Source organism: Tepidibacillus fermentans, from assembly GCF_004342885.1.
GTDB lineage: Bacteria > Bacillota > Bacilli > Tepidibacillales > Tepidibacillaceae > Tepidibacillus > Tepidibacillus fermentans.
In genome coordinates this window covers 1-26,319 of record NZ_SMAB01000019.1, presented here as the reverse complement: position 1 = coordinate 26,319, position 26,319 = coordinate 1, and the positions used below count along the sequence as shown (strand labels likewise).

Annotated in this window: 30 protein-coding genes, 1 pseudogene and 3 riboswitches; of the genes and pseudogenes, 8 read left to right on the top strand and 23 right to left on the bottom strand. The window is 36.3% G+C overall.

The annotated features are described in order from the left end of the window. Positions 1-7 precede the first annotated feature (7 nt). The 3 genes from cbiQ to EDD72_RS10280 are packed head-to-tail and all read right to left on the bottom strand — an operon-like array spanning position 8 to position 1,744. Positions 8-709, bottom strand: a complete 702-nt coding sequence (gene cbiQ / locus EDD72_RS10290) for a cobalt ECF transporter T component CbiQ (protein WP_132770018.1) — start codon at positions 707-709, stop codon at positions 8-10. 8 nt (positions 710-717) lie between these two features. After that, positions 718-978: an energy-coupling factor ABC transporter substrate-binding protein gene (locus tag EDD72_RS10285; RefSeq protein ID WP_279388104.1), complete on the bottom strand. Its 261-nt coding sequence runs from the start codon at positions 976-978 to the stop codon at positions 718-720. A 4-nt stretch (positions 979-982) separates the two neighbouring features. After that, positions 983-1,744 carry an energy-coupling factor ABC transporter permease gene (locus EDD72_RS10280; protein ID WP_424565545.1) on the bottom strand — a complete coding sequence of 254 codons (762 nt, stop codon included), beginning with the start codon at positions 1,742-1,744 and terminating at the stop codon, positions 983-985. A gap of 208 nt (positions 1,745-1,952) precedes the next feature. Then, positions 1,953-2,147: riboswitch (cobalamin riboswitch) on the bottom strand. Positions 2,148-2,315: 168 nt separating this feature from the next. Continuing rightward, a riboswitch (cobalamin riboswitch) is annotated at positions 2,316-2,510 on the top strand. A gap of 133 nt (positions 2,511-2,643) precedes the next feature. Here EDD72_RS10280 and nrdD point away from each other — a divergent pair. The 3 genes from nrdD (at position 2,644) to EDD72_RS12620 (ending at position 5,546) form a co-directional block, all read left to right on the top strand. After that, positions 2,644-4,608: an anaerobic ribonucleoside-triphosphate reductase gene (nrdD, locus tag EDD72_RS10275; protein ID WP_132770014.1), complete on the top strand. Its 1,965-nt coding sequence runs from the start codon at positions 2,644-2,646 to the stop codon at positions 4,606-4,608. 13 nt (positions 4,609-4,621) lie between these two features. Further along, positions 4,622-5,290 carry a radical SAM protein gene (locus tag EDD72_RS10270; protein ID WP_132770012.1) on the top strand — a complete coding sequence of 223 codons (669 nt, stop codon included), beginning with the start codon at positions 4,622-4,624 and terminating at the stop codon, positions 5,288-5,290. 100 nt (positions 5,291-5,390) lie between these two features. Beyond that, positions 5,391-5,546, top strand: coding sequence for a hypothetical protein (locus EDD72_RS12620; RefSeq protein ID WP_165895058.1), 156 nt, complete (start codon positions 5,391-5,393; stop codon positions 5,544-5,546). Positions 5,547-5,655: 109 nt separating this feature from the next. On the opposite strand, the gene EDD72_RS10265 is transcribed toward EDD72_RS12620, so the two are convergent. Continuing rightward, the gene (locus EDD72_RS10265) at positions 5,656-6,192 is read right to left on the bottom strand and encodes a histidine phosphatase family protein (RefSeq protein ID WP_132770009.1); all 537 of its coding nucleotides are present in this window, start codon (positions 6,190-6,192) and stop codon (positions 5,656-5,658) included. Between the two features lie 72 nt (positions 6,193-6,264). On the opposite strand from EDD72_RS10265, the gene EDD72_RS12970 reads away from it, so the two are divergent. Continuing rightward, positions 6,265-6,399, top strand: a complete 135-nt coding sequence (locus tag EDD72_RS12970; RefSeq protein ID WP_279388103.1) for a hypothetical protein — start codon at positions 6,265-6,267, stop codon at positions 6,397-6,399. Positions 6,400-6,486: 87 nt separating this feature from the next. Here the strand turns inward: EDD72_RS12970 and crcB (EDD72_RS10260) are convergent, their stop codons facing one another. The 4 genes from crcB (EDD72_RS10260) to EDD72_RS10245 all read right to left on the bottom strand — a co-directional run bounded on the left by crcB (EDD72_RS10260) (position 6,487) and on the right by EDD72_RS10245 (position 8,903). Further along, a complete protein-coding gene (gene crcB / locus EDD72_RS10260) occupies positions 6,487-6,846 on the bottom strand; it encodes a fluoride efflux transporter CrcB (RefSeq protein ID WP_165895057.1) in 360 nt (119 codons plus the stop codon). Then, positions 6,846-7,250, bottom strand: a complete 405-nt coding sequence (crcB, locus tag EDD72_RS10255) for a fluoride efflux transporter CrcB (protein WP_207893696.1) — start codon at positions 7,248-7,250, stop codon at positions 6,846-6,848. Before crcB (EDD72_RS10255) ends, crcB (EDD72_RS10260) begins: the two co-directional genes overlap by 1 nt. Positions 7,251-7,405: 155 nt before the next feature. Continuing rightward, positions 7,406-7,470: riboswitch (Fluoride riboswitch) on the bottom strand. A 139-nt stretch (positions 7,471-7,609) separates the two neighbouring features. Continuing rightward, positions 7,610-8,581, bottom strand: a complete 972-nt coding sequence (locus EDD72_RS10250) for a cation diffusion facilitator family transporter (RefSeq protein ID WP_132770003.1) — start codon at positions 8,579-8,581, stop codon at positions 7,610-7,612. Between the two features lie 22 nt (positions 8,582-8,603). Beyond that, positions 8,604-8,903, bottom strand: coding sequence for an ArsR/SmtB family transcription factor (locus EDD72_RS10245; RefSeq protein ID WP_132770001.1), 300 nt, complete (start codon positions 8,901-8,903; stop codon positions 8,604-8,606). A gap of 220 nt (positions 8,904-9,123) precedes the next feature. Between EDD72_RS10245 and EDD72_RS10240 the strand changes: the two genes are divergently transcribed. After that, positions 9,124-10,134, top strand: a complete 1,011-nt coding sequence (locus tag EDD72_RS10240) for a multicopper oxidase domain-containing protein (RefSeq protein WP_132769999.1) — start codon at positions 9,124-9,126, stop codon at positions 10,132-10,134. Positions 10,135-10,221: 87 nt separating this feature from the next. Here EDD72_RS10240 and EDD72_RS10235 read toward each other — a convergent pair. From EDD72_RS10235 to EDD72_RS10190, 10 genes and pseudogenes are all read right to left on the bottom strand, one after another. Then, positions 10,222-12,345, bottom strand: a pseudogene (locus tag EDD72_RS10235) (heavy metal translocating P-type ATPase). Between the two features lie 24 nt (positions 12,346-12,369). After that, entirely contained in the window at positions 12,370-13,638 is a 1,269-nt protein-coding gene (locus EDD72_RS10230; protein ID WP_132769997.1) for an anti-sigma factor domain-containing protein, read from the bottom strand. Positions 13,639-13,654: 16 nt separating this feature from the next. Next, positions 13,655-14,371, bottom strand: coding sequence for an RNA polymerase sigma-I factor (gene sigI / locus EDD72_RS10225; protein WP_165895056.1), 717 nt, complete (start codon positions 14,369-14,371; stop codon positions 13,655-13,657). 167 nt (positions 14,372-14,538) lie between these two features. Then, positions 14,539-14,754: an SHOCT domain-containing protein gene (locus tag EDD72_RS10220; protein WP_165895055.1), complete on the bottom strand. Its 216-nt coding sequence runs from the start codon at positions 14,752-14,754 to the stop codon at positions 14,539-14,541. Positions 14,755-14,818: 64 nt separating this feature from the next. After that, positions 14,819-15,088 (bottom strand): hypothetical protein, encoded by a 270-nt coding sequence (locus tag EDD72_RS10215; RefSeq protein WP_132769991.1) that lies wholly within the window; start codon positions 15,086-15,088, stop codon positions 14,819-14,821. 194 nt (positions 15,089-15,282) lie between these two features. Then, the gene (locus tag EDD72_RS10210; protein WP_132769989.1) at positions 15,283-15,966 is read right to left on the bottom strand and encodes a hypothetical protein; all 684 of its coding nucleotides are present in this window, start codon (positions 15,964-15,966) and stop codon (positions 15,283-15,285) included. Positions 15,967-16,057: 91 nt separating this feature from the next. Continuing rightward, positions 16,058-16,618 carry a hypothetical protein gene (locus tag EDD72_RS10205; RefSeq protein WP_207893695.1) on the bottom strand — a complete coding sequence of 187 codons (561 nt, stop codon included), beginning with the start codon at positions 16,616-16,618 and terminating at the stop codon, positions 16,058-16,060. Positions 16,619-16,726: 108 nt separating this feature from the next. After that, a complete protein-coding gene (locus EDD72_RS10200) occupies positions 16,727-17,170 on the bottom strand; it encodes a Fur family transcriptional regulator (RefSeq protein WP_132769985.1) in 444 nt (147 codons plus the stop codon). A 34-nt stretch (positions 17,171-17,204) separates the two neighbouring features. Beyond that, the gene (locus EDD72_RS10195) at positions 17,205-17,420 is read right to left on the bottom strand and encodes a hypothetical protein (protein WP_132769983.1); all 216 of its coding nucleotides are present in this window, start codon (positions 17,418-17,420) and stop codon (positions 17,205-17,207) included. A 102-nt stretch (positions 17,421-17,522) separates the two neighbouring features. Next, entirely contained in the window at positions 17,523-17,906 is a 384-nt protein-coding gene (locus tag EDD72_RS10190; RefSeq protein ID WP_165895054.1) for a DUF302 domain-containing protein, read from the bottom strand. A 346-nt stretch (positions 17,907-18,252) separates the two neighbouring features. Here EDD72_RS10190 and EDD72_RS10185 point away from each other — a divergent pair, with 346 nt between their 5' ends. The 3 genes from EDD72_RS10185 (at position 18,253) to EDD72_RS10175 (ending at position 21,256) form a co-directional block, all read left to right on the top strand. Beyond that, complete coding sequence (locus EDD72_RS10185; protein ID WP_132769979.1) at positions 18,253-18,942, top strand: response regulator transcription factor; 690 nt, start codon at positions 18,253-18,255, stop codon at positions 18,940-18,942. Positions 18,943-19,043: 101 nt separating this feature from the next. Continuing rightward, positions 19,044-20,384, top strand: a complete 1,341-nt coding sequence (locus EDD72_RS10180) for a sensor histidine kinase (RefSeq protein ID WP_207893694.1) — start codon at positions 19,044-19,046, stop codon at positions 20,382-20,384. A gap of 110 nt (positions 20,385-20,494) precedes the next feature. Continuing rightward, complete coding sequence (locus tag EDD72_RS10175) at positions 20,495-21,256, top strand: hypothetical protein (RefSeq protein WP_132769975.1); 762 nt, start codon at positions 20,495-20,497, stop codon at positions 21,254-21,256. A 44-nt stretch (positions 21,257-21,300) separates the two neighbouring features. Here the strand turns inward: EDD72_RS10175 and EDD72_RS10170 are convergent, their stop codons facing one another. The 5 genes from EDD72_RS10170 to ltrA all read right to left on the bottom strand — a co-directional run bounded on the left by EDD72_RS10170 (position 21,301) and on the right by ltrA (position 26,067). Further along, positions 21,301-22,191, bottom strand: a complete 891-nt coding sequence (locus EDD72_RS10170) for a cation diffusion facilitator family transporter (protein WP_132769973.1) — start codon at positions 22,189-22,191, stop codon at positions 21,301-21,303. Positions 22,192-22,318: 127 nt separating this feature from the next. Next, entirely contained in the window at positions 22,319-22,780 is a 462-nt protein-coding gene (locus EDD72_RS10165) for a TQO small subunit DoxA domain-containing protein (RefSeq protein WP_132769971.1), read from the bottom strand. After that, a complete protein-coding gene (locus EDD72_RS10160) occupies positions 22,774-23,298 on the bottom strand; it encodes a TQO small subunit DoxD (RefSeq protein ID WP_132769969.1) in 525 nt (174 codons plus the stop codon). Before EDD72_RS10160 ends, EDD72_RS10165 begins: the two co-directional genes overlap by 7 nt. 158 nt (positions 23,299-23,456) lie before the next feature. After that, complete coding sequence (locus EDD72_RS10155; RefSeq protein WP_132769967.1) at positions 23,457-24,551, bottom strand: C40 family peptidase; 1,095 nt, start codon at positions 24,549-24,551, stop codon at positions 23,457-23,459. Between the two features lie 199 nt (positions 24,552-24,750). Continuing rightward, a complete protein-coding gene (ltrA, locus tag EDD72_RS10150; RefSeq protein ID WP_207893697.1) occupies positions 24,751-26,067 on the bottom strand; it encodes a group II intron reverse transcriptase/maturase in 1,317 nt (438 codons plus the stop codon). Positions 26,068-26,319 lie beyond the last annotated feature (252 nt).

The following is a 26,319-nucleotide window of genomic DNA, read 5'->3' as shown; positions in this document are numbered from 1 at the left end:
CGTCCTTCTATACTTCGATATTGGCTTGTTTAGTTACAGCAGAACTTTCAATAGCTCCTCTGCTTTCTAAACCGATCGCCCATTTTCGATAACGCTCTAAAGAATTTATAAAAAGTTGTGATAATAAGGCAGAAAATGAATAAAGTGAACGAGTAAAGTTTTTATAACCAAGCCGGGAAGTTTGCGCTATTTTCATTTGATATGCTGTATCCAACAAAACAAATAGAAAACGATAGATGAGCTTCGCAATTTCGAGAAGATCAACAGGAATTTTCAATTTTTCCATTACTTTTATTAAGTCATGAAAAGGAGTGGTCAGTATAAGAAAAAGTAAGCTTGCCGTGTTAGACAGCGATTGAAAAAATATACTTCCTGCTGTTTCTATTCCTTGTTTCGTAATCCCAATATAATAAGGGCCGATGGAAAGAAAGCCCAACATCATTTTTGGTGATGGAGAAATGGATAGCATAATGCTCATAAGGCTAACTCCTAGAAAAAGACCCATCCCTAGCAATAATGTTAGATAATCCTTCCATGGCACTTTGGCAAAACCAATAGTGATCGTGACAGTAATAACCCAGATCATAAGATCGCCAATCCAATGAAACAAAAAAGATAGGATAAAACTTACAAACACAAATATCAATTTGATGAAAGGATTAATTCGAATGAAACGATTGGTATACGCAATTTGATCAATTTTCAACATTTAATTTCTCACCTGTCATTATCCTTCCTCTGATAAAAACCAATTCCATAAATGAGAACACCGAATCCTAAAATTGCTTGAACGGAAAAAAGGATTTTTTCCATTGTCTCATTAGGTTCAAAAAATAAATTTGTAATCCACGGTTGATAATCTCGATCTATCGTTGAAATTACTCCTTGTGCTTGATCATCCGTCCCAGTAAATTCAAGATTTCCTAAAAAATTTTGTAAAAAGAGAATAAGGAACAAAACGAATACACTAAGTAGTATTTTTTTATTTACCCCAAGTAAAAAACCTCCTTTCTTTTTGTAAAAGGAATTGCAGTTCTTGCTGATGATTGTGCTTTAAAAGTTGAATAACAATAACTGTTATGATTCCTTCTATCATCGCTAACGGCACCTGAGTAACAGCAAAGATCGTAAAAAATTTCTGAAATGATTCCATCATTCCTCCAATTTGTGAAGGAAACGCAAGAGCTAATTGAAATGAAGTCACAACATAAGTCATTAGATCCCCTAAACTTGCGGCGAAAAAGATTGCAAGCTTATCTCTATGGAACAAACGTCTAAATAAATGATACGTACCTACTGCAAATATTGGCCCTATAATCGCCATCGAAAAAAGATTAGCACCTAAAGTGGTAATTCCACCATGAGCGAGTAAAAGAGCCTGAAAAAGTAAAACAATTCCCCCAATTACACTCATGATCGCTGGACCGAATAAGATGGCACCTAATCCTACCCCTGTCATATGACTACTACTTCCCGTAACTGATGGTAGCTTTAGAGCAGATAAAGCGAAAGTAAACGCCCCTATTACACCAAGGAGTAATTTAAACTGAGGATTTTCTTTGATAACGATACGAATCCTTTTCACTCCAAATACGAAAAACGGAGTAGAAATCACCCACCAAAAAGCAGCCCATTTAACCGGCAAAAAACCTTCCATAATATGCATCGCATAAGCAGGTTGTGGAATGAACAAAAAATAAATCGTTAATAACAAAACCTCAACACTAAATGATCGATATTGCAAATCAATTCCTCCCCCCAATAAAATAAGCACCCCTACCCTAAAGATAGAAGTGCTTGATGTGCTCTAGTGAATATTCTCCGCCATATCACCTATTTCATAAGAAAAACACTTCACTCCGTTTTACAAGGAAAGCGTTGAAGTGTTCTAAAGTGCAATCAATGCTGATATGGCAATGAAACGACAAACACTCCCCTATCTCCCGTAGGGTTTTGTGTTCAGAAAATAGGCAGGTCTCCTGACTTCGATTCACCGTCTGTATAAGGCCTTCCCAATTTTACAATCAGTGGCATTGATTTATACAGACTCCTCGTTACAGTGGCGGGACCGTGTCGGATTTTCACCGGCTTCCCTTTTAATCCAAGTTATGATTGCATAACTTGGAACCTATTTCCAACGATATTTAATTTTATTAACTTTATATATAACCCATGACTGATAGCATGTCAACTAAATTTTTCATTTTGTTACTGTATAAAAAATAATCATTGCAAAAAAGCAAAATTTGTTATTTAATATCAAACAAGGAATACAACATATAGAAAAAATCGTTTTAAAAAAACAATATATAGTGTTTTATGCAAAAAAGTAAGGTGTTTTAAAACTTAAAAGGGAATCTGGTGAAAGTCCAGAACTGTCCCCGCAACTGTTAGTGTGGACGAAATGAGTAAAAACCACTGTGCAAGAATGCTTCATGGCTCTTGTACGGGAAGGATTCAAAGTAGGAAGAAGCACAAGTCAGGAGACCTGCCTTACTTTTCAAGTTTCATTTTCTTCGGGAGTTGGGAGGATGGAACGATTGTATAAACAGGTATATTTTCTATAATTGCCTTTTTATGCCATCGTTCAATCCGCTCAAAATTGAGCGGATTTTTTTATCAAATATACAAGGAGGCTTTTTTATGTTTAACAGTTCAAGTGAAATTATCAGGTCATTTACGTCAGCAGTAGAAAACAAAAAGACAGATTTTTTAAAAAGGGAAAACAGTAATTATGTATATTCTTTGCCATTATTAAGACACCACTTAACCAATTTTGCAGAAGAAGAATTCTTATTAAATGAAATTTTACCTAAAGAATTAAAAGATTTATATGATCAAGGAATAGTCTACATCCATGATAAACAACTAAGTCCTTATTGTGTTAGTGTTGGGTGTAGAGATATCGCCACTTTTGGAATCCCTACCCTTGCCAAAAATATGTTGTCTTCTAAACCAACGAAGAGACTAGATACGCTTTTACGTCATTTTAGTAATGTGGTTGTTTTAATGTCTCAACAAGTTTCTGGAGCGGTTATGCTGTCGCAAATGACAACTGTCGCTGCATCGTATTTATATTTTGAAGAAATAGAAACACAAAAGAAGTATTCCCAAAACGATTTAAAACAATTATTCCAAAGCTTAATTTGGGAAATGAATATGCCTCTTCGAAGCGGTTCCCAATCTGCCTTTTCCAATATAACGATGGAATTTGGCAAACCTTCCGAAGAAATCAAAGATGAATACATAGTCATTGGTGGAGAAGCAAGAAATATGAAATATAAAGAAATTCCCTCTGAATATTTTGATCGGATTAATCAAGCGATTATCGATGTGATGGCTGAAGGAACAGGAAATGGCATTCCTTTTACCTTTCCTTTAATCACTGTTCCGATTGATGATCATTTTAACTTTGATAATGATTTATTCTTATATTTGTTAGACAAAATGTATAATTGGGGCGGCGTTTATTTTGAAAATTTTCGTACAACCCCCTTTGATAATGATTATTATAAAAAATTAAATCCTTACATAAAGGCCCGGGATCCAGAAGCCAGCAGAAGCTTATGCTGTCGTTTACAGATCGATTTAAGCTTGCTCTCTAAAGTGGGTAGTGGTATTTTTGGGAGTTCCACGGGGTCAACTGGTGCCGTGCAAGTACTTAATTTAAACGCCAATCGCCTTCTAATGGAATTTGGCCATGACAAAGATTTATTAAAACAAAAAATGCGCGAATACCTAGAAATCATGCAAAAAGGTCATCAAGCGAAAAGAAAATGGATTGAAGCAAATAAAGAATTATATCCCACTTTCTTTGCATTTAATAAAGACCTTAAAAATTATTTTAATGTTTTTGCCATCACTAGTATGCACGAAGGATTGATCAATATTGGTTTTAAAGATGGAATCAAAGATGAACAAGGAAAAAAACTTGCCCATGAAATCATGCAATATATGACTGAAGTGATAAATGAATTCATCGTTCGTGACCAAGTTGCTTGCGGAATAGAATATGCTCCTGCTGAAAATGCCGGAATCAAACTGGCTCGCCATGATATGAAATGGGCAAAAGAACATAACCGAGAAATTTTTGTTCAAGGAAAAGGGGAAGATGTTTATTTAACTTCTGGTTGTATGCTTCCCTTTAGTGAAGAAGACTTTTCAGCCCAGATAGAGAATGCTGCAGAATTTCAAGCTTATGCTACCTCAGGAAGTATTCTTCATCATTTTCTAGAAACAAAGGTTGAGCCTAATCTATTAGCAGATTATATCGACAAGTTATTTCAAAAGCCGATCAATTATATTACTTTAACACCCACCATCACAAGTTGCATGACTTGTGGTCAGCAATTATTGGCCGAAGATGGGAAAAACATTGGAATATGCCCGGTTTGTGGTAGTGATGATATCGCCACATTTAGTCGAGTGATTGGATATGTTCGCATGATCGCTCGAAAGAAGATAAAAGTAGATCAAGAGGGTTTTTATAATGGTGAACAAAATTTTTGGAGTAAAGCTAGACGATTTGATTGGAATACACGAAAACGTATAAAATCTGAACATTTAAAGGAATTACACCACGAGGATATTTTAACAGAGGTATTTTAAAGAGGGATAGCGTATGAAGTTTTATAAACAAGTGATGAGAACATTTGTTGATCTACCAGGCCACCATTCTCTACTTATCCATTCCCTCGTTGGTTGTAACATGCACTGTTTTGGTTGTCATAATTATGATGAAATCGTAGCAAAAAAACATGAAGAATTTTTTACAGAAGAAGACATTATCCAGCAAATTCAGTTGAACGGCTATTTTTTTGATGCAATTATTTTCAGTGGTGGAGAATTTTTATTAGAAAAGATTGAACCCATAATCAACTTCTTAAATAGAATCCGAAGTATATTTCATGGATTGATTATTATCAATACCAACGGTACTTCCCCAGATAAAATGAAGACATTAATCAATCAAAAACTAGTTGATGGTTTTCATATTGATATGAAATTGCCCTATCATTTATTAGATATCAATGAAGACAAAGAGATTTTTCAAGCCATTATGGGTATTGAACCAACTCAACATTTTTTAGAAAAACTACTCACATCTATTGAACTCGTCATTCAACAAAATAGCCCTTATAGCCAAATCAGAACAGTAAAATATCCTATTTTAAGCGATGAATTTTTTGAAGAAATTGAGTATTACATAAAAACACTCAATCAAAAATATCAAACTCAAGTGGAATATAGAATTAATGAGTTTCTAGACATCTCTCATTCCAAAATCTAGAAAGCTCAAGCCATTGGATACCTAAAATAAACGGGTATCCTTTTTATTAGGGAATCTTTGATAATTGTTAAGTGCATACTATTGGATGGAGGTGATAACAATGAAATATAAAATTGCTGATTTACAAAGAAATCCTGAATTCATTCAAGATATTACTGAACTTGAGCAAAAACTAAATAAAGTACTTGGGGGCAAGCATGTACTTATAGCATACAATTCCATAGAGAATAATCCCTTTGAAGAAGAGAACAAGTAAATGTGGAACGAACACGTAAATAAGGATTTTACGAGTAGAACACGTTTCATTCCTCGTTTGGAAAAACTTTATGTCTGAATACCTGTTTACTGTCAACATTGCAATGTAATTATATCTTAATACATCGATATTCCCCATTAGAAATAACACCTATCTTCTCAGCTTGGTATTTTTCAAAGATCCATTTGATGACACTTCCATGGGTGATAATCAAAAGGTTTTCATTTGGGTAAGTTACTTTTAATTCTTTGAGTCCTCTATCGATTCGGTCAATTAAACTCTGGACTGATTCGATACCAAATCGGTCGTCTTCCAATTCTTCAATATCACTAATCTTATATTGCAAGCGAATCTCCTGCAATGTTTTTCCTTCTAATTCACCAAATGAACGTTCCCGAAAATAATCAAGCTCAACCATTGGAAGATTTAATATACGTTGACAAATACTTGCCGATTCTTTTGCTCGATCTAATGGGCTAGTTATAATTTTGCTTATTTGTAAATTTTTGTTCGCCAGTAATTCGAAACAAGCTTGTTCAATCTGTTTTTTCCCTTTATCGGTTAAAGAAACTTGTTTTGTTCCCTGAATTCGGTTAAACAGATTCCATTCCGATTCTCCATGCCGCATTAAGATTATTTTTCGCATACATTCCCTCTATCCATTCATAAGTATATTTCTAGAAATTCCACTTCATACTAATTCTAGGGAGGGATATTGATGAATTACCATTTTACAAATCTAAAAAACCATCCCGAACTATTAAAAGCAATCACCCAACTTGAAGAAAAAATGAATCAAGTGTTAGGTGATCACGTTGTCCTGATTGCTTATTCTGAAGATGAAAGAAAATAAGTAATGATGGCCTGAAAAAGATAGGACCTATTTTCCTATCTTTTTCTTGATATTGATGAATTTTTATTTTCTTTTCTACTCTTCATTTTACGAAGTTGATCCGAGTGTAAAGCCAACAAATGCAACGAATACACCCAAAATATAACTTAAACCCAAATACCAAAACATGATCTTTCTCTCTTTATTACGATAAAAAATGATATTCTCCACTTTAAAGGTAGAAAACGTGGTAAAAGCGCCCATAAACCCTGTACCAAAGAATAATGTTGCATTTTCACCCATTTGGCTACCAATGATGAGGCCCAATAAAAAAGAACCAATCAAATTTACTGCAAAAGTCCCATAAGGAAAAGCAGATTTCGTACGACTAGAAATCCACTTGCTCATCCCAAATCGAGCCATGGCACCTAAAAAACCACCAACGGCCACCAACATCGTGTTAGACATCATGCAGTTTCCACCTCTTTTTCTCCTTGCTTCAAACCAAGATTACCCATACGATACCCTGCATAAGCAAAAAATAGACCTCCAAAGAGACTTAACAGTACATACGAAAATGCAATACCCCATAATTGTAGGCGAATCAACGTGACCGTTTCTACACTTAATGTAGAAAAGGTAGTGAAAGAACCAACAAGCCCTGTACCAAAACCAAGACGTAACCAATCAGGGACTGAATAAGTGTGTGCCACTTTTTCATTAAACCAAGCTAAGACAAATGCACCAATATAGTTAATCATCAAAGTACCTAATGGTAATGGGGATATCCACCAGTGATGAAAAGATAGACCTAAATAGTATCGTAACAACGCTCCAATTACACCTGCTAACCCCACTGCAAAATAATTCATCATTTTACTCACCTACTTTATTTGATAATACTCAGGATCCACCTTTTCAAGTAAAGAATACTGTTTTCCGCCATAATAAGCAAACAATGATATAGAGGTCAGGTCTATCAAATGACAACTCCTTTGCAAAAGAAAACCCCTACCAGAAAGAAATTCTTCTAGTAGGAGTCATTAGCTATATAAATAGCGGTTAAAGGCGAACTCCATCGCCAATTATGTAAATTTTTCTATTTATTATATACCAAATCGTTACTTGTGGTCAATGATAAGCAATTTTAAAATTGCCCCATCATTTCCGCATCTTTGCATTCCAAAATATGACAGTTATACATGAATAGTCGTTCATATTTGTGTCTATATCATATTTCAAATTCAGCATGCTTAAGCATCGATTTTTCGATTTGAATCGTTGAATGTTTAATGTTAAATTTCTTTTCTATTTTATAAATTGCATCTTGTAGTACTTCTTGGGTATTCTTTTTATCCTCTATGAGAATATGACAACTTAAAGAATTCACACCTGACGTAATCGTCCAAACATGAAGATCATGGACATTAATTACGCCATCGATTCCTTCTAATGTTCTCTTTACTTCATTTATATTAAAGGAGGTTGGAACGCCTTCCATCAAAATATGAATCGTTTGTTGAATGATTCCCCATGCACTTTTTAAGATAAGTAACGCAACAACAACACTTATGATCGGATCCGCGATATACCAATCAAAAAGCATCATCAAGAGTCCTGCTACAATAGCACCAACCGATCCTAATGCGTCTCCTAGTACGTGCAAATATGCACTACGAAGGTTCACGTTTTCTTTTACATCGCCCTTTTTCATCAAGGACCATGCACTCAAGACATTTGCCATTAGTCCAATAACCGCAATGATCATCATCGAACCACTTGCAATGGTTGGTGGATCAAAAAAACGACCGTAAGCTTCTTTCATAATGAAACCGGCAATGACAAATAATGTGACACCATTAAATAAAGCAGCTAGGATTTCAAATCGATAAAATCCATATGTTTTGTCTTGTGATGGAGGTCTTGTTGCAAACCACATGGCCACAAGGCTTAACGCTAAGGAACTAGCATCACTTAACATGTGGCCTGAATCCGCCAACAAGGCAAGACTTTTGGTAAATAACCCGCCAAAAAACTCAATCAGCATAAAAAGTGTCGTAATAATAAGTGCAGAAATAAGTCCTTTTTTATTCCCTTCCCTCGAAAATCCGTGATCATGATGATGATGATGGCCATGTTGGTGTTCTTGGTGCCCATGACCGTGTTCATGGGCATGATGATTGTGCGGATTATGCGTATGCATTTGTTTTGTTGATTCTCCCTTCTTACTGATGCGTGATATGATCAATGGTCTGCATCAGAATATTGATGACATGTTGATCATCATAGGTATAATACATCACGTTTTTCTCTCTCCGGTATTTCACTAACCTTAATTTACGTAAATAAGCTAATTGATGAGATACTGCTGACTGTGATAAGTTAAGTTGTTCCGCAATTTTGTTCACAGAACATTCTTCTTGAGATAACAAATAAAGAATCTTTACTCTTGTGTTATCTGCTAGTGCTTTAAATGTTTCAGCCACTTCTACAGTAATCTGATCCGATAAAAGGCAATCTTTCATCTTCTCCACCCTACCCCTTTATATGAGCATATGTTCATATATGTTATTATAAAACAGAAGACGATCTATTACTAGAGTTTTTAATTTAAATACCCAATATGCAAAGGAAAATCTTGAAAAATGTATCGGATCCTATCATAGGTCTGAATAACAATGGTCATCCTATGTTTAAACGAAGTGAAATAGATGTGGAAATAGAAGATATATAGGAGTTGAAAAAATGGATCGCCGATCTTTTTTGAAAGTGGCGGCTACAGCTACAGTAGCTAGTGCAGGTACATTATTGTATACATGGTATGATGATCAACAAAACAGCACGGAAAATAAGCCTTCAGATAATCCTAGCAACCAAACGCACGAAATGGAACCAAATACAGAAATCACTGACCAAGGAAAATTTCCTGCCGAAATCAAACGCAATGGAAATACCGTTGAGATTACCATGTATACAACTCAAAATAAAATCGAAATAGCCAAGGATACTTTCTACCAAGGATGGACATTTGACGGAACGGTTCCTGGACCAGTCTTACGTCTAAAACAGGGAGACAAAGTCAAATATACCCTTATTAACAAAGATCAAAATATGGCTCACTCGATCGATTTTCATGCGGCTCAAACACCATGGAATAAGAATTACATTGATATTGCTCCGGGAAAATCTTATACATTTGAATGGGAAGCAAAGGTACCTGGTGCATTCCTGTACCATTGTGGAACGGCTCCTGTTTTGCAACATATTGCGAATGGAATGTATGGTGCCATTCTCGTTGACCCGATAAAACCTACATTTGAAAAAGCTCGTGAATTTGTCTTGGTACAAAGTGAATTTTATAAAGATGCGTTTGATATTGAGGGAATGATGAACGGGGAGCCCAAGGTTGTTGCATTTAATGGAAAAGCCCATAAATATCAAGATTCACCACTTGAGGCGAAACCCGGAGAATTAATCCGTTTTTATGTTATAAATGCGGGGCCTAACAACTTTAGTGCGTTTCATATTGTTGGAACAATATTTAATAAAACCTATCCGAATGGGAACCCCAAAAATGTCGAGCACGAAATGCAAACCGTAACCATCCCACCAGGAGGTAGTTATGCAGTGGAATTAATTGTTCCTGATGAAGGATTATATCCGATTGTCTCCCATTCGTTTAAAGATTCCACAAAAGGTGCTACTGGATTATTAAAGATTACTAAAAACGCAAAAGATCAACCATTAGCGCCGTAGTATCTAACAAACTTACCATATTCAAAAAATATATTAAAGGACACGATAGCATCTATTAAGCTATCATGTCCTTTTTGAATTTTTAACTTACTTATCCGCCTTGATTCCTAACAAGCGTATCGCATTCAATGTTACCAGAATGGTGGCTCCCATGTCTGCTACAATTGCTAACTATAATGTTAACCAACCTGGAAAGACCAGCAAAGTTGCAATAGCCTTAATCCCAAGTGCAAATCCAATATTCTGCTTAATGACTCGTAATGTGGCTCGACTTAACCTAATAGTGTATGGTAGCTTTGATAAGTCATCAGCCATTAAGGCAATGTCTGCTGTTTCTAATGCTGTATCCGTGCCAGCACCACCCATTGCAATCCCCACAGTGGCCGTTGCAAGCGCTGGTGCATCGTTAATTCCATCTCCAATCATGGCAATTTGCTGATATTCCCTGTTTAATTCTTGGACAGCGGTGACTTTATCTTCCGGTAATAGTTCAGCACGATATTCATTGATTCCTACTTTTTTTGCAATAGAACGCGCAGTCGCTTCATTATCCCCAGTTAACATAATTGTTCTTTCAATTCCTGCTGCTTTTAGTTGTTGAATGACCAATTTACTTACATCTCGTACTTCATCAGCAACGGCAAACAGTGCAATAATCCCCTCTTTTTCTTCACCAAGTAACATCACTGTTTTTCCTTCGACTTGCAAGTTAGAGACCTTTCTTCTAACACTATCTTCGATACACATTCCAAGTTCTTCAAACATTCTAGGACTACCAATCATATATGATTTATGATGAATGGTTGCCTTTGCTCCTTTACCTAAAATCGCTTGAAAATCCTCAGCTTTTTGAATCATAACCCAGCGGTCTTCTGCTTCATTAACAATTGCGGTAGCAAGTGGATGCTCGGAATATTTCTCAATGCTAGCCGCAATGGATAGCAAGCCTTCCTCGCTTTGGTTATTCAATGGGATCACGTCGGTTACAACAGGTTTCCCTTGCGTCAACGTTCCTGTTTTATCAAAGGCAACAGCTTTTATGGAGCCAGCGTTTTCAAGATGAATTCCACCTTTTATAAGCACCCCATTTTTCGCTGCATTCCCAATTGCTGTAACAATGGCAACTGGCGTAGAAACAACCAATGCACATGGGCAACCTACAATTAGGAGTGCTAACGCATTATACAACCAAAGTTTCCATTCGCCACCAAAAGCCAATGGAGGAACCAATGCTATCAATACAGCCAATATCATGATTGATGGTGTATAATATTTAGCAAAACGATCGACAAAGGATTGAGAAGGTGCTTTTTGTTCTTGGGCGTCCTCAACCATTGTGATGATTTTAGAAATGGTTGTATCATGAACAAGTTTCGTTACTTTGACTTCAATAGCCCCTGATTGGTTTAAGGTTCCCGCAAACACTTCATCCCCAATCCCTTTATCAACAGGAATTGATTCACCCGTAATCGCAGCCTGATTAATTGACGTGCTCCCTTTTGTAATATCCCCATCCATTGCGATTTTTTCGCCGGGTTTGACTAGCATTATATCGCCAATCTCTATCTCCTCAACCTGTAATTCAATCTCTTCACCTTGTCTAATAATCATTGCTTTTTTTGGAGCAATCTCCATTAGAGAACGGATAGAACGTCTTGCTCGTTCCATTGTATAGACCTCAAGCGCATCGCTAATTCCGAATAAAAAGGCCACAACCGCTGCTTCTTCCCAATATCCAATGAATACAGCGCCAATCACTGCGACTGTCATTAACGTGTCCATGTTGAACTTGAACTTCAATAGGTTGGGGATTCCATTACGAATATTTTTCCGTCCGCCAAGCAGTGTTGCGATGATAAAAAGAGTTGCAGTTACATATTCAGAATAACCTGACCATTGGGTGATAAAAGCAATGAGAATAAAAATTAGAGAAAGACCGGTATATAGTAAGTGTTGATTCTTTTCCAAAAACGTCTTTTGCTTCATTGTGCCTTCTGTTGTTGTTTGAACAACTTTGATGTTGTCAAAAGCACCTAATTCTTCGATTTCTGCTACTGTCAGTTCAGCACCTTCGATCGTAATTTTGGAGGCTCCAAAATTCAGATTAACATTTGCCCCTGTAAATTCTTTGACTTTCTGCTCAAACTGAGCAGCGCAGTCCGTTCACGATAGACCTTCAAGGCGAAAAATTTGTTTTTGCTCGTTATTCATATGATGAACTCTCCTTCATTTTAACTAATTATGCCAATTCGTCGTTTGATTTCGATCTCCTTCAGATTGGGAACTCCATTCCCCAGTTTCATGTGTTTCAGTAGGTGAGTTCCTCCATCTATCCCTGTCTTGAATGGTTGGAGTAGTTGTACGATCCGAATCCATTTGTGTTTTGTCTGTTTGATTTAAATCAGAGTTTGGATTCATTTGGTTCCGTTCTGATGTTGAGCGATCTTGTGTATATGGATCATTTCTGCTTGATGTGTTTGTGTTGCTATCTTCAGATCTGGTAGACTGATTATTCATTTGTCTCGAACCTTGATTCATTGGTTGCTTAGATTGTTGATTCTGCTGTTTTTCTGATTCATACTGTTTGTGTTCCTGCATACTATCTTGATTCATATCACTAGACTGACGGTTGTTATTTTTTTGATCATTCTCTTCTCTCATGTTTTCATTTTGCCAATTAACACGGTAACTGTTATTCGGAAAAAGTTGTTCAACTGGAACTTTTGAATTGCTTACATACTCCGTAAGATGATGCTCCTTAGTCAATTGTTCTTGTTGTAATTCAATCCCATGTTCCTTCGCATGTTCAAGGACCATATATTCATTCATCGTGTAACCCGAATCATTCGCTTGTTTCCATTGTTCTTTTGTTGCTTGATTCATTACAATGTAGCCTGACATTTGCTTTGAGGCAAGTTCTTGATCAATCATCTGTCGAAGTAGTTGCTCATTGATTAAAGGATTCTCTGCTTTCGTTAGTTGAACAACACTTGCCATTACGAGAACGTTCTGGTTGGATGTAAGATAACCAAGTCGATTCGCTTCACGGATGATGGTTTGTGTAGCAGAATAAACATCCTTTTCGTTAATCGAAATACTATCCGCTAAACGTTTCCCTTCTGTATTCAAACCAACAACCTCTTGAACAAACCCTTTTTTATCTATCTTTAATTGTACACTCGGTTTCATATCTAAGTTAACATAGGCTGCTGCTGCTTTCGTCACGCCAAATTGCCCATAAAACATACTTAGGAAGACCAGCATAAATACAGCAGCAATAGATACCCATTTTTTGTTCCACTGATTCATCGCCGATATTTTTTTCTTATTAAACAACGAAACCACTTTATTTTTCTCCAATGGAAACTCTATTTCAATGGTTTGTCCAAGTAAAGGAAGATTCCCGCCAGGTAGAGGCATTCTCAAAAACTGCCGATCCGTCGTCAGTACAATCATAGTGCCTTCATCTTCTTTTATTTTTGAAACTATCGCTTTCGTCTTCATCTATACCAACCTCTTTCTAAAAATCGTCGATACCAGCAAAGTATTTAAGGCTAGAAAATTGGTTTTCTGAAATAATTATAGCTAAAGCAATAATGTATTTTCTCCCTTTCTCTAATACACGACGACTAACTTTCGCTTGTTTCACTAAATCCGCCACAGGTAATCTTCTGGTCTCCATCAAGGATTCTAATAATTCATCTGAACTACTTAAATGCAATGCTACTCGAAGTAAATTCTCTCTTGTATCACGATGTTTCGGTGAGGCTTCAACTAAATCATCCATAGTGATTCCAAATGTAAGCAGTCTTTGTTCGAAATCTTCGAGAGTCGTTGCAAGTTCTTCCTGTTCTGTTTTTTGTTGATGCGTTTCAATCGCTTTCTCAGTTTCAATACTACTAATTTCTTTCTCTTCTTCTCCATCGGTAAAAGAGTAAAGCGGAAGATGTTGATGTCTTTGTTCTTTTCGAAAAAAATCAATCAACCGTTGATGAATCACTTGACGAGCAAATGTTAAAAAATGAGCACCTTTATTCGGATTATACTTTTGAACTGCTTCATGAAATGCGATGAGTGCAATACTTAATTCATCATCCTGATCCCACTGTACATTTCTCTTACAAATATGACTTGTTGTCTTCTGGATGAAAGGTTGTTGCTCGCGAATGAGTTGGTCAAGAGAAGTTGTGCTACCCCCTTGAGCTAATTCAACAAGCACTAATGTTGCATCGTGCATCATTATCACTCCACTTATTAAAGTTATCCGTAACGAAAGATTATTTTGGGTTGGTATATTAAAGATAAAGTTTGAATTTCTCATTCGCATCACATTTATTTAACATTTTTGTGTTAATTAAAAAAGAAGCACAGGTAACGGTAAATTAAACCTTGTGCTTCCCGATTTTACTTTACTAATTCATTCATCAATTTCTCATATTCTTGTAAATCTATTTCTCCCCTTGCATAGCGTAACTTTACGATTTCTATTGCTTCATTACTTTTACCATTCCTAGTGAAAAATGAATACCTATACTTCATTAGAAGAATCACACCTACTAAGATCGCAATAACACCCACGACAAAAATGAATGAAAGTAGTTCATAATCAAAACCATTCATATACGAATACCCAAATACCTCATTTTCCCAATAACACATTATCATTCTCCTTTACTTCATAGAATTACCAGCACCAACTATCATAATATTGATAGGTAGAACGTCCGGGGGGCACATTCGAATTAAAACCTGGATTCTGTCTCATTCCTGGTCCCATCATTCCAGGAGTCGATTTTGGAAATCCATTAGTTATAGAGGGATCATCTTGATAGAAATTGAATTGATTCATTTGATTATCATGCCGTTTCTTTTCTGCCATGATTTTGTTTACCCCAAGAATGGCAATGAATATGCTAAGCAGTACAATTAGAATAGTTAGTTTTTTTCTTGTCATGAAATCCACTCCTGTTTTATCTTTATCCTTATTATGACCTTCTCACACAACAACGAAGTTACATTCATCTCACATTTTTGTGAGGTTTCATCCTCGTATGTAACAAAAAGTTAACAATATTCGACAAAAAAAAAACAAAAGCACTAAAACAATGTTGTTTTTAGTGCTTTTGCCTATTCGTTGTCTATATTTGATTACCAATTGCAGTTGTTCCCCCAATTGCTATTGTTCATATTGCGATACCCTTGATTATTATTCATATTCCGATGGGGTACCACATTGTTTGAACGATTTACATTTTGAACATTACTGTTTGTTGTAGATGTAGTTGGACGTTTTACTGTTTGTGTTGCTTGATTTGAATTGTTTTGAGGTTGTACCTGTCGTTGCTGAACTTGATTCGTTTGATTATTCCTTAACCATTGATCCATCCATGCTTTGTCCATTTGAATCATCTGTTCTGGGGTAACATTTTGCATCATCTGGCGATCCATTTGAATCATTTGTTGATATAAATCATTTTGATTTGTAACTGAACCATTTTTCTGAATTTGTAACCATGTATTGTACATGGCTTGCATTTGTTCTGGCGTCATCGTGTTCATCATTTCTTGATAAAGTTCATATTGTTGGTTTTGACTAGCGGTATTTTGCACATTACTTTGATTCTGAGTTGTTAGAGGGTTTTTTACCTGTACCGTGTTTACTGGCTGTGTCGGGTTATTCATAGTCATTGGCATTGAGTTGGAATCTTTCTGTATCCAGTTTGACAATCTATCCTGAATATCTGGTGAAACTGCTGCGTTTGCAATCCCCACTGTTCCTACACTAATCAGTAACCCTAATGTTAATGGTAATATTTTGTTTTTTAAATTCATTTGTGTATCCTCCTTAAAATATTTCGTTTTCACTTCTTATTTCCGTTTCCAATTTGATTTTTCGGTGGGTTTTACGAAAAAGTGTCTTAATTTAAAGTGCTACGTGAGACAGACTTTCCTTATATGAAAACTTTTGTCGAATAGGATAAGCCTTTTTGAACACCCATCGAAACCAAATTGTACTTTCAACGTCCCATCCATCTAAGTTAAATGGATACGTTGTTTTCGTTTCAGCAAGGCCTTTCTTAGTCAATTGGATTCCATCATATTCTTTTTGTAATTTCTCAAAGTCAATTGTGAAATCTTCCCTTGGAGAATAGAAACTAGGATTTCTTAGCTTCATTTCTATTTTGAAATTATCCATCAATTCCTTTAAGTCCTGGTATCCATCTATAATAAAAAGTCTTGCGTTTTTATGTGGTATTAGAAGATATCCATCCCAAAATTCTGAATCTGGTAATAAAATTCCACCAATGTTCATGCTATATTGTACCCATTCTGAACCATAGATTGGGTGATAGGTTGACGTCCATAATCCACCAGTAGGTTTTATAAAGTTATTATTTTTTACGGGTTTCATTTTTTCTTTGGATAATTTATTTGTGATTACATGTAATTGTGATTTCAAATCTTTCACCACCTCACTCTTCATTACTAATATCATTATATCCACTCCATTTCACAACACCGTTACATAAGCTACACATTTTCGTGATAAAAAAGAAGCACCAAGACATAACTTAGTGCTAATGGGAGGTGTTCATGAAGTTTTTTTCATATTCCCTTCTGCTTGGCAAGTTTCACATATTCCTTGAAACTCGATGCTATGGGAATAAATCTGAAAACCTGTATGTTGTTTAGCGAATTGTTGCACATCTTCAAAGACTGGATAGTGTAAATCCTTTATCTCCCCACAATGTTGGCAGATTACGTGGTAATGGAATCCTGAATTCAACTCGAAACGTGTAGTATTTTTCAAAGCTAACTCTTGAACTAAACCAGCATATTTAAATGCCTTTAAATTGTTGTAAATCGTAGCTATACTCATGCTAGGGAATTTCTTCTTCAATTCCTTGAATATCTCTTCGGCTGTTGGATGTTTATCTGATTGGCTCAAATAATGATAGATGGCAACGCGTTGAGGCGTAAACCTAAAATCTTCAATATCTCTTTCTTCTAATGCTTTCCTTAAATCATTTATCATAATCTAATTCGTCCTTCCTACTCTAAATTTTTAATTACGCTGTTTCCGCTTGCTCGCTTTCGTCATCAAACATTTCTTCTAAATAATGAAAGACCTTAATAATCATTTGTTCTGCGATCTGTTCCTTTTTTTCTGAGTATTCTTCTTCCCCGTCAAATAGCTTTTCTAGAAAATTAAAAAGAGCTACAATCATTAATTCGGCACGCTGTTCTATTGATAATCTTGTATGGTTGATCATTTTTTTAAACATGATATTTCTCCTTTCCAATATTAACATTTTCATATTTTTTAGTTATATAAGTTTATTCGAGAGACTTTTTATTTTTAAGTGGCTCATCAATAATAAAAAATTCTAAATTGCTACGTTAATTGCATTCACGAGTTGCGCTTCAATCTCTTGCGCTTTTTCTACTGCCTGTTGATCTTTTGTAAGCCAAATTAGCTCTGTTGGTCGAATTAGACCAACTGATACTTGATCTTCTTCTTCTGTAATCACAATTTTACAAGGCAAGAAATAACCTACCAACGGGTTAATACCTAGTATAGTTGCGGCTTCATCAGGATTACATACCTCTAATATGGTTTGCTTTCTTTTTGGGAAGAAACCCTTCTCCTCTAATTTTTGATGAAGTTCAAATTGCCAAAGAATACTGAAGTTGTTCTTCATTAACTCCTGCATTAAATCTGAGATAAGTGTGGCGACGTTTTTTTGTGTGTAAAATGTATAATGAATCATCATCCATTCTCCTTTTTTGTGGTTTTTTTAATGACATTTTCCATTTGCATCAAAATTAATTTTGCACATTAGTGAGAATCCAAAAAAAACAACAAGCAATACTAAGATAAAATGGTATGGCAACATTTCAAGGCTAAAGAAGTCTACGATTATATCCATCTCTATCACCCATTTTGTTTTTTCTTTTGCATGTCTCTATTATGCCTGCCAGAATTCACAACCCAGTCACACTCCATTCACGGTTTTGTGATATTTAAAAGGTGAATGTTACAAAAATGTTAGATTCTGCAACTTAATTATTGTTTATAATCTTTTATATATAATGAAGGAAAAGGATGAAGAAAATATGAAGAATGTCATATTAATTGCTGACGATGATGAACGTATCCGAAGCGTGGTGAAATTATATCTTGAAGCTGAAGATTATACAGTCATTGAAGTAGATAACGGGCAAAAGGTATTAGATGTTTTAGAAAAGCAACATATTGATTTGCTTTTGTTAGATTTAATGATGCCTGTCCTAGATGGATGGACAGTAACAAAATTTGTACGAAAGAACCTGGATATTCCAATCATTATGATCACTGCAAAAGGAGAAGAAAACGATCGGATTCTCGGATTAGAATTAGGAGCCGACGATTATATTGTAAAACCTTTCAGTCCACGTGAAGTCGTTGCGAGGGTAAAGACCGTTCTCCGACGAGCGGAAAGTTCAAGCTCTGATTCCCACGTATACAAAGTTAAAAATTTGACGGTAAATGTCATTACTCGCCAAGTGCTGATAAATGATGAAGAAGTAAAATTTACACTGAAAGAATTTGATATTTTGCATTATTTAGTTAAATCTCCTGGGAGAATTGTTACTCGAGAGGAATTGCTTGAGCAAGTTTGGGGATTTGACTATATTGGTGATAGTCGAACAGTGGATACTCACATGAATCGTCTGAGAGACAAAATCGATAAAAACGGTGGGGATAGTTCGTTCATTCATACCGTGAGAGGGGTTGGATATAAATTTTTACCAAATGGTCAATAAAAAACAACATTGTAGTTAAGTTTTGGGTAAGTATTGTCATTCTGATTGTTTTCGTTCTTTCTGTCTCTGTTTTTATCCAATCCTTTCAGATAAAAAAACTAATGTATGATCAACAAGCTCAATTTTACATTTATGAAGCAGAAGAGGTGGCCGATATTATCCGCAATGATCAATCTGCGGATAATTGGATTAAAGCGCACGAACGTCTCGGTATCTTATCGAAATTCTTAGATGCAAATTTAATGATTTATGATGAGAAGAAAAACATTCGTAGTTTTCAATACGCAAGCGAAGAAAAAAAAATCCCGATTGAACTAAATCAAAGTTACTTGTCTGACTTGTGGAAAGGCGAAAATATTATTTTCACTGGAAAAATAAATGACCGAACACCAGATTTGTTTTTAGCAGCAATCCCAATCAGAGACAATAGCAAGATTTTGGGCGCGGTTGTCATCTATAGCCCGATTTCTTCCTTAAAGGAACACGTCTACGGCATTACCCGTATTTCCTTATGGGTTGCTCTTGTCGGTATACTCGTCGTAACCATTCTCAGTATTTTTATTGTAAAAAATTTAACAAAACCCTTACGTAAGATGGAAGAAACAGCTCGTTCAATTGCTGACGGAAATTTTGGAAAACAAGTTCAGATCGTTTCAAATGATGAAGTAGGCAGGTTAGCTTCTTCATTAAATCATATGTCCATCGAATTAAAAGAGAAAATTGATGCCATACAAAAACTTGATCGAATTCGACGTGAATTTGTCTCCAATGTCTCACACGAATTACGTACACCTTTAACCGTCATTCAAAGTTTTTCGGAAGCAATTCTTGACGGTTTAGTTAAATCTGATGAAGAAAAAGAGAAATACCTAGCTAATATTCTTAGTGAATCTCAACGGTTGAAACGTTTGGTTGATGATCTGTTGGATTTGCGTTCATTAGAAGTTGGTAAAGTTTTAAATCCAGATGAAATGGAATATATCTCGGTAGCCAAACTGGTTCATTTTACAACAGACAATTTTAAACGTCTCGCAAAAGAAAAGAATATCAAACTTTCTGTCCAACCGAACCACAGTGATATCACCGTATTTGGCCATATCGATCGTCTGAAACAAGTCATGACGAATTTGCTCGGAAATGCCATAACTTACACCCCAAATAGTGGTATCGTTGAAGTCAGTTGGGGAGAATTAGAAAATCGGCACGAAGTCTTTATCCAAGTTACTGACAACGGCCCTGGAATTCCAGAGGAAGAAATCGAAAATATTTGGGAACGCTTTTATAAAGTAGATAAATCAAGAGCAAGGGAATCAAGAGGTACGGGATTAGGTTTAGCAATAACAAAAAAAATTATCGAATTACATGAGGGTCATGTTGAAGTAAAAAGCAAGCTAGGTGAAGGATCATCTTTTTCGATTTTCCTCCCCATAGTAAAAGATTAAGGATTTTATTAAATAAAAAGAGTTTCCCCCACTTAAAAATGAAATGGCCTGCGGATAAACAGTTGTAAGGGTACCCGATTAAAAATAAAAGATATTTGGAGGTCATTATTATGTTATTCTCAAGTAAAATTGTTTCTCTTTCCCTTAGTTTACTTTTAGGAGTAGGTGGGGTTGGTGTAGCAAATGCTGCATTATCACCAGATACGCAACAGAAAATTGCGAATTGGGTTCAGAACGATCCAAATCCTATGCCAATGAATACGACTCAAAATACAGCGAAGGTATCAAATCAATCAACACCTAAACAGACTGTAAATTTAACAGCAACAACTGATAGTGTCAATCTAGTTACTGGTACAACATCACAATCTGCAAATGTCAACACCCCACAACAGACTACAAATGTGGTTCAACCTACCGCAGAACAAATCAAAGCAATGCATGATAATTGGGTAAAACTCGTTCAAAACGGTACGTTTCAAAACAAAAGTGATCTCTATCAACAGATGACCGAGATGGATAGACAAATGATGAAAAATATAACTCCGGAACAAATGATTGAATTGGACAAAGCATGGATGGAACAAATGAATAAACAACGTACTGTAAACCAAACAAAGAATCCAGCAAATGCACAAAAGAACACAACCAATAAACCAGTTCAACAAGCAAATACTCATCATACTTCTACAAAACCAACTCAAAATCAAACAGTAAAGCAAAACACTAACATGAATATGAACCAAATAAACCAACAGCCTATGCACGATAGCCAAATGGGTAAAAACCATCAGCAAATAGAACCAAATCATCAAAGAAATATGTCTGAAAATCATCAAAACTGGAACAACGACCATAGTTCAAGATGGTAATACGCAACCCCCTTACTCGGTAAGGGGGTTCTTTTTTTAATCTTCTAGACTTTTTTTACGCTTTCCTTTACTGGTTCCACATGGACATGAACCCTTGCCACTCCCTCATAATGCCTCATTAAATGTTCTTCAATCACTTCTGTAATCTGATGGCTTTCTGCAACATTCATTGTTGGATCTACACCAATCGTTACATCAACAATGGTTGAACTGCCAAGTTTTCTTGCTTTTATGTCGATGATACTTTTTACATCTTCTAATTGATCCACTTCCGCTTTCATCTCTTCTAGGATATCTGCCTCATAGCCGTCCGATAGATTATGGGATGTTTCACGGAAAATTTCCCAAGCTGTTTTTATGATAATAATCCCCACAATTAAAGCCGCTAATGGGTCTAACCAGGAAAAACCAAATTGGGAACCAATAATGCCAATGGCCGCCCCAATACTCACCATTGCATCGGAACGATTATCTAATGCGACTGCTTTTAGACCATCACTTTTGATTCGTTCAGCCAATTGGATATTGTATCGATATACGATATACATTACGATTGCTGCTACCAATGCCACCCATGCAGTAATTAATGATGGAACTTCTGTAGATGGATTGAACACATTTTGGATGGATTGGTACACTACATTAATACCGACCGCCAACATGATGAGGGAAGCGATCATCGAGGCAATCGTTTCTGCACGATAATGGCCATAGGTATGGTCAGGATCGGGGGGTAACTTTGCAATTTTGAAGCCAATCAAAACAGCGATTGAACCGACAATGTCGGTGGTATTATTTAATCCATCTGCAACTAATGCTTTTGATAAAAATAGATAACCGATGAACAATTTCAGCGCAGCTAACGATATGTAAGAAATGATGCTAATCCAACTTCCTAATTCCCCTTGCCCTATCTCAACTGATTTATCACTCATTTTCCAATACTCCTTCACCCAAACTTCTCTTATTTTCCCATCATATATGAGGAAATATGTGTTAGTCTAGAGAAACGTTTTTTCATAAGAGAAAAAATCGACCTTCGAGGCCGATTTTCGTTAATCATTATTTGGATTTATTATATGGATAAGCAAAGACTTTTCCACTGACATCCGTTAATTGTAGTTGTAAATTCTCCTTTTTAAATCCTACAGGAAGTTCAATATCGATAATAGCTTTCCCACCTCTAGGAAATTGTAACGAATACTTATTTCCCTTTACGGTATTTATATTTTTATTTTCAATCCTATCTTTTGGGTAATTCCCTAATTCTTCTGCATTCATCTCAACTGTAAAATTGCCATCTGTCACTTTTGCGTTTATGATATATCCACTTTCTCCGCCTTTATTATATCCTTGAAACGTAAGAACGCTGTCCTGAACACCTACATCTGAAATCACGACATTCGGTGATTTAGCCGGGTTCTTAAGATCAGTAAATCCCGAAAAGAAATATTGATAAAGAATCATCGAGATAGCAAAGAGAAATATGGTTAAACCAAATGTTAATCTCTTATTTTTTACCATAGTCTGAACCCTCCTATAGTAAAGTTTGGATATTTTCGTTGTAGAATCGCATCCAGCCCAAAATATCTCCCCCCACCAGCAAGTAATAAACTCATGCTCGTTGCCATGAAGGTAATATTCATATTGTACTCATCCAAACAGTCTGGACCTAACCAACCTGCGGAAAAAAGGATGGCTATACTCATTGCTAAAGTGGCAAAGCTTGCGAGCCTAGTGAATAATCCTAACAAGAGTAATACTCCTGCTATAATTTGCATAATTCCTAAAGAAACAATAAAAAATTGTGTTAATGCTTGAGATTGAGTTACTTGATCAATCATTGGTCCAACTAAAAATGCATTTGGTGCAAACCCAGCAATTTTATGCCCCAGCCAACCCGCTGAATCCGGATCAATTTTCTCTGGTATAAACTTTCTCAATCCTGCTGAAAAGAATACCCATCCTGTTACAAAGCGAATCGGCAGCATCCATAAAGCAGCAAAAACCGTGGCTTTATTTTCCGTGATTTGATCACTCATTTATTTTCACTCTCCTGTTGTTTAATTCTTGCTGACTTTAAACAGTATAAGTTGCATTGGTTACATTTTCAAAACAAACATCTAACATTTTTGTTATCTTTAAAACGTGAAGGAAGTGGAGAAATCCCCTTCACTTCCTTCCATTTTTCTATTCTACCTTACTGAATCACGCGTTTTGCGAATAAGAAGGTATCATTCCAATACCCTTTATTCGGATACATGGTTGATGTCGTAACCCCAATTCCTTTCTTATACGTATGAAGGAGTTGAATCGTACCATCAGGTTTTACATCCTTTACAATCGCCACGTGGTCGATTCTTGGCTGTCCATTAACATAATCTCCTTGTGTGGCGAAGAAGGCTAAATCCCCTTTACGGATTTCACTTCTTTTAACACTGACTCCTTGTGTGGCTTGTTGACGTGAGCTTCGTAATAAATCGATTCCGTTTTCCTCATATATTTGTTCTGTAAAACTAGAGCAATCAAACAAATATGATCCATCCCGATCGTAGTCCGCACCAAGTCGATATTCAGTTCCCCAATACTTTAATCCTGTCTGAATAATCGCGTCTGCTTTCTTCTCCCAATCTGCCTTTGTCGTTTGTTCCGTAGATGGATTTACTGGCGTTTGGGTTGTTGGATTAGAAACTGCTGGTGTTTGAACTAAATCTGGATTCGCTGTATCTGGTACCGCTTGTTGTTGGCTTTGTCCAATTGATATCTGTGAGCTTGTCCCATCCACGTATGAAAAATAGCGGTTAGAAATGTACCCAGTGTGTAAGATTCCCTCGTGCTCATAGGTAACTTTTGACCAATATTGGTTTACCTCCTGAAGGACATTGACAATATCCCCTTTTGGTACTTTTCCAAGAACCGTACCCTGTAGTGAAGGCTCACTTCTAAAGTTGACTGAGCCAGTTATAATGGCCTTTTTCCCTTGCTCAATCGTTATCGTTGGGCTCGTCCAACCATCTTGAAGTGTGTAATAACGGTTAGAAATGTAACCTGTGTAGTTCTTCCCCTTGTATTCATAGGTTACCTTAGACCAACTATTGTTCACTTGGTTAATGACCTCTACTTGTTCTCCCTTTGGAACGACACCAACCACTTGACTATTGGTTGTAGGTGCTGTTCGAAAATTGACAGAACCTGTAGTAATTGCGGCTTGTGCAGAGGCCATTCCTCCAAACGCTAAGGTCCCCACCAGCATTGAGCTAAGAATAAAGGCAGATTTCTTCTTTGGTAATCTCATGTTGTCTCTCCTTTTCTTCTTCTTTTTGAACGTCAGGGTGACGAACTAATTCTATTCAAACAAAGAAGTATGGAGATTTTGTGAAGATCGGTCTACCAATTTTTAGCACCTGGGTATGAAATCGAGTAGGAGCTGAATAATTATTTTATTCAGCGTCCTCTCACACCACCGTGCGTACCGTTCGGTACACGGCGGTTCATTAAGACAAACTAAAAGCTTTATACTGTAAAGAAAAACTTTTAAAGCCCTGATTAATCCAGTATTGGTTAGTCAGGGTTTTACTTAAAATTGGACTATTAGAGATTCGCCAGTAACCCTTCCGGGTATTGGCATATTCCCATGCCTTTCCGTCAGAAATCTTGAATTTCAAGAGGTTTCTATATCTTGTTTTAATTTTCTTCCATTGTTTCCAGACACAAGCTCTTAATCTTCTTCTAGTCCAACCATCAATTTCTTTTAGTTTTCCTTTCATCGCTGCGATTCTAAAATAATTGACCCATCCCGTTATGAGTTGATTCAGACTTTTCATCCTAGATCCCATACTACGACTTACGTTTCTATTCGTAATATCCTTTATCTTTTCTTTAAGTCTTTTCATACTCTTCTCGTGGGGTAGAATCCCCGTTTTTCCATAATAGGAGTAAAACGTAAACCCTAAAAACTTCCTTTTCCACGGTCTATCAACTGCACTTTTCTCTTTATTTACTTTTAATTTAAGCTTTGTTTCCAGAAAATTAGTTATGCTTTCGAGAACTCGTTCTCCACTGCGTCTACTTTTAACGTAGATATTACAGTCATCCGCATATCGACAGAACTTATGCCCTCTTTTCTCTAGCTCTTTGTCTAGATCGTCGAGGAGGATATTACTCAAAAGAGGACTTAATGGACCGCCTTGTGGCGTTCCTTCATCAGGTTTAATGATTGTTATTCCATTTAGCATTATTCCTGATTCAAGGTATCTCCTTATTAGTCTAAGGACTCTTTTATCCTTGACTTTTCTCGCTACTCTAGACATTAGAATATCGTGGTTCACCTTATCGAAGAATTTCTCAAGATCCATATCCACTGTCCATGTATACCCTTGTTCGATATACTCCTTTGCTTTAAGCACTGCCATCTGCGCACTTTTTCTAGGTCTAAAACCGTAACTATTTTCTGAAAAACTTCCATCAAATATAAGAGTAAGAATCTGAGCGATAGCTTGTTGAATAAATCTGTCTATTACCGTAGGTATTCCTAGTAGTCTAATTCCCCCATTTGGTTTGGGAATTTCTACCCTTCTAACTGGATTTGGTCTATATTCTTCTTCTAGCAGAAGACCTCTTAAAGTTTCACCATGTTGTTGTAGGTAAGGTAGAAGTTCATCTATCTTCATACCATCAACTCCATGACTTCCTTTATTCTTAACCACTCTCTTAGCTGCCTCATTTAAATTTCGGCTACTAAGGATGATTTCTAAAAGGTCACCAGTTAAAGGTTTAGTTTTGGCTTTCGTCTCATCAGATGCCGTAGGCATACTACACGCTTCCTGTTTATTTCGAGCTTCCATCTCTATATCAACAGGGTAAGTCTCGTATGGAGTTTTCTGTGGTCTTTGTATGCCTTTCGAATCTTTCAAAGCTACTAACCTCCTTAATGTTCGGTCCTTTCCTATCCATCCTAGATTTGAGATAGGTGTAGAGTCGAAGGAGGTCGGCTTACGCCTTCCTCCGTCCGCTCAATCAAACGGATCGTGCAGTTTTCCCGCAATCCGCTTTCCTTCATGTCA

Coding starts and splice junctions, on each gene's coding strand:
- cbiQ (WP_132770018.1), bottom strand. CDS start 709: ATGTTGAAAATTGATCAAATTGCGTATACCAATCGTTTCATTCGAATT.
- nrdD (WP_132770014.1), top strand. CDS start 2,644: ATGTTTAACAGTTCAAGTGAAATTATCAGGTCATTTACGTCAGCAGTA.
- EDD72_RS10270 (WP_132770012.1), top strand. CDS start 4,622: ATGAAGTTTTATAAACAAGTGATGAGAACATTTGTTGATCTACCAGGC.
- EDD72_RS12620 (WP_165895058.1), top strand. CDS start 5,391: ATGAAATATAAAATTGCTGATTTACAAAGAAATCCTGAATTCATTCAA.
- EDD72_RS10265 (WP_132770009.1), bottom strand. CDS start 6,192: ATGCGAAAAATAATCTTAATGCGGCATGGAGAATCGGAATGGAATCTG.
- EDD72_RS12970 (WP_279388103.1), top strand. CDS start 6,265: ATGAATTACCATTTTACAAATCTAAAAAACCATCCCGAACTATTAAAA.
- crcB (WP_165895057.1), bottom strand. CDS start 6,846: ATGTCTAACACGATGTTGGTGGCCGTTGGTGGTTTTTTAGGTGCCATG.
- crcB (WP_207893696.1), bottom strand. CDS start 7,250: ATGAATTATTTTGCAGTGGGGTTAGCAGGTGTAATTGGAGCGTTGTTA.
- EDD72_RS10250 (WP_132770003.1), bottom strand. CDS start 8,581: ATGCATACGCATAATCCGCACAATCATCATGCCCATGAACACGGTCAT.
- EDD72_RS10245 (WP_132770001.1), bottom strand. CDS start 8,903: ATGAAAGATTGCCTTTTATCGGATCAGATTACTGTAGAAGTGGCTGAA.
- EDD72_RS10240 (WP_132769999.1), top strand. CDS start 9,124: ATGGATCGCCGATCTTTTTTGAAAGTGGCGGCTACAGCTACAGTAGCT.
- EDD72_RS10230 (WP_132769997.1), bottom strand. CDS start 13,638: ATGAAGACGAAAGCGATAGTTTCAAAAATAAAAGAAGATGAAGGCACT.
- sigI (WP_165895056.1), bottom strand. CDS start 14,371: ATGCACGATGCAACATTAGTGCTTGTTGAATTAGCTCAAGGGGGTAGC.
- EDD72_RS10220 (WP_165895055.1), bottom strand. CDS start 14,754: ATGAATGGTTTTGATTATGAACTACTTTCATTCATTTTTGTCGTGGGT.
- EDD72_RS10215 (WP_132769991.1), bottom strand. CDS start 15,088: ATGACAAGAAAAAAACTAACTATTCTAATTGTACTGCTTAGCATATTC.
- EDD72_RS10210 (WP_132769989.1), bottom strand. CDS start 15,966: ATGAATTTAAAAAACAAAATATTACCATTAACATTAGGGTTACTGATT.
- EDD72_RS10205 (WP_207893695.1), bottom strand. CDS start 16,618: ATGAAGAGTGAGGTGGTGAAAGATTTGAAATCACAATTACATGTAATC.
- EDD72_RS10200 (WP_132769985.1), bottom strand. CDS start 17,170: ATGATAAATGATTTAAGGAAAGCATTAGAAGAAAGAGATATTGAAGAT.
- EDD72_RS10195 (WP_132769983.1), bottom strand. CDS start 17,420: ATGTTTAAAAAAATGATCAACCATACAAGATTATCAATAGAACAGCGT.
- EDD72_RS10190 (WP_165895054.1), bottom strand. CDS start 17,906: ATGATTCATTATACATTTTACACACAAAAAAACGTCGCCACACTTATC.
- EDD72_RS10185 (WP_132769979.1), top strand. CDS start 18,253: ATGAAGAATGTCATATTAATTGCTGACGATGATGAACGTATCCGAAGC.
- EDD72_RS10180 (WP_207893694.1), top strand. CDS start 19,044: ATGTATGATCAACAAGCTCAATTTTACATTTATGAAGCAGAAGAGGTG.
- EDD72_RS10175 (WP_132769975.1), top strand. CDS start 20,495: ATGTTATTCTCAAGTAAAATTGTTTCTCTTTCCCTTAGTTTACTTTTA.
- EDD72_RS10170 (WP_132769973.1), bottom strand. CDS start 22,191: ATGAGTGATAAATCAGTTGAGATAGGGCAAGGGGAATTAGGAAGTTGG.
- EDD72_RS10165 (WP_132769971.1), bottom strand. CDS start 22,780: ATGGTAAAAAATAAGAGATTAACATTTGGTTTAACCATATTTCTCTTT.
- EDD72_RS10160 (WP_132769969.1), bottom strand. CDS start 23,298: ATGAGTGATCAAATCACGGAAAATAAAGCCACGGTTTTTGCTGCTTTA.
- EDD72_RS10155 (WP_132769967.1), bottom strand. CDS start 24,551: ATGAGATTACCAAAGAAGAAATCTGCCTTTATTCTTAGCTCAATGCTG.
- ltrA (WP_207893697.1), bottom strand. CDS start 26,067: ATGCCTACGGCATCTGATGAGACGAAAGCCAAAACTAAACCTTTAACT.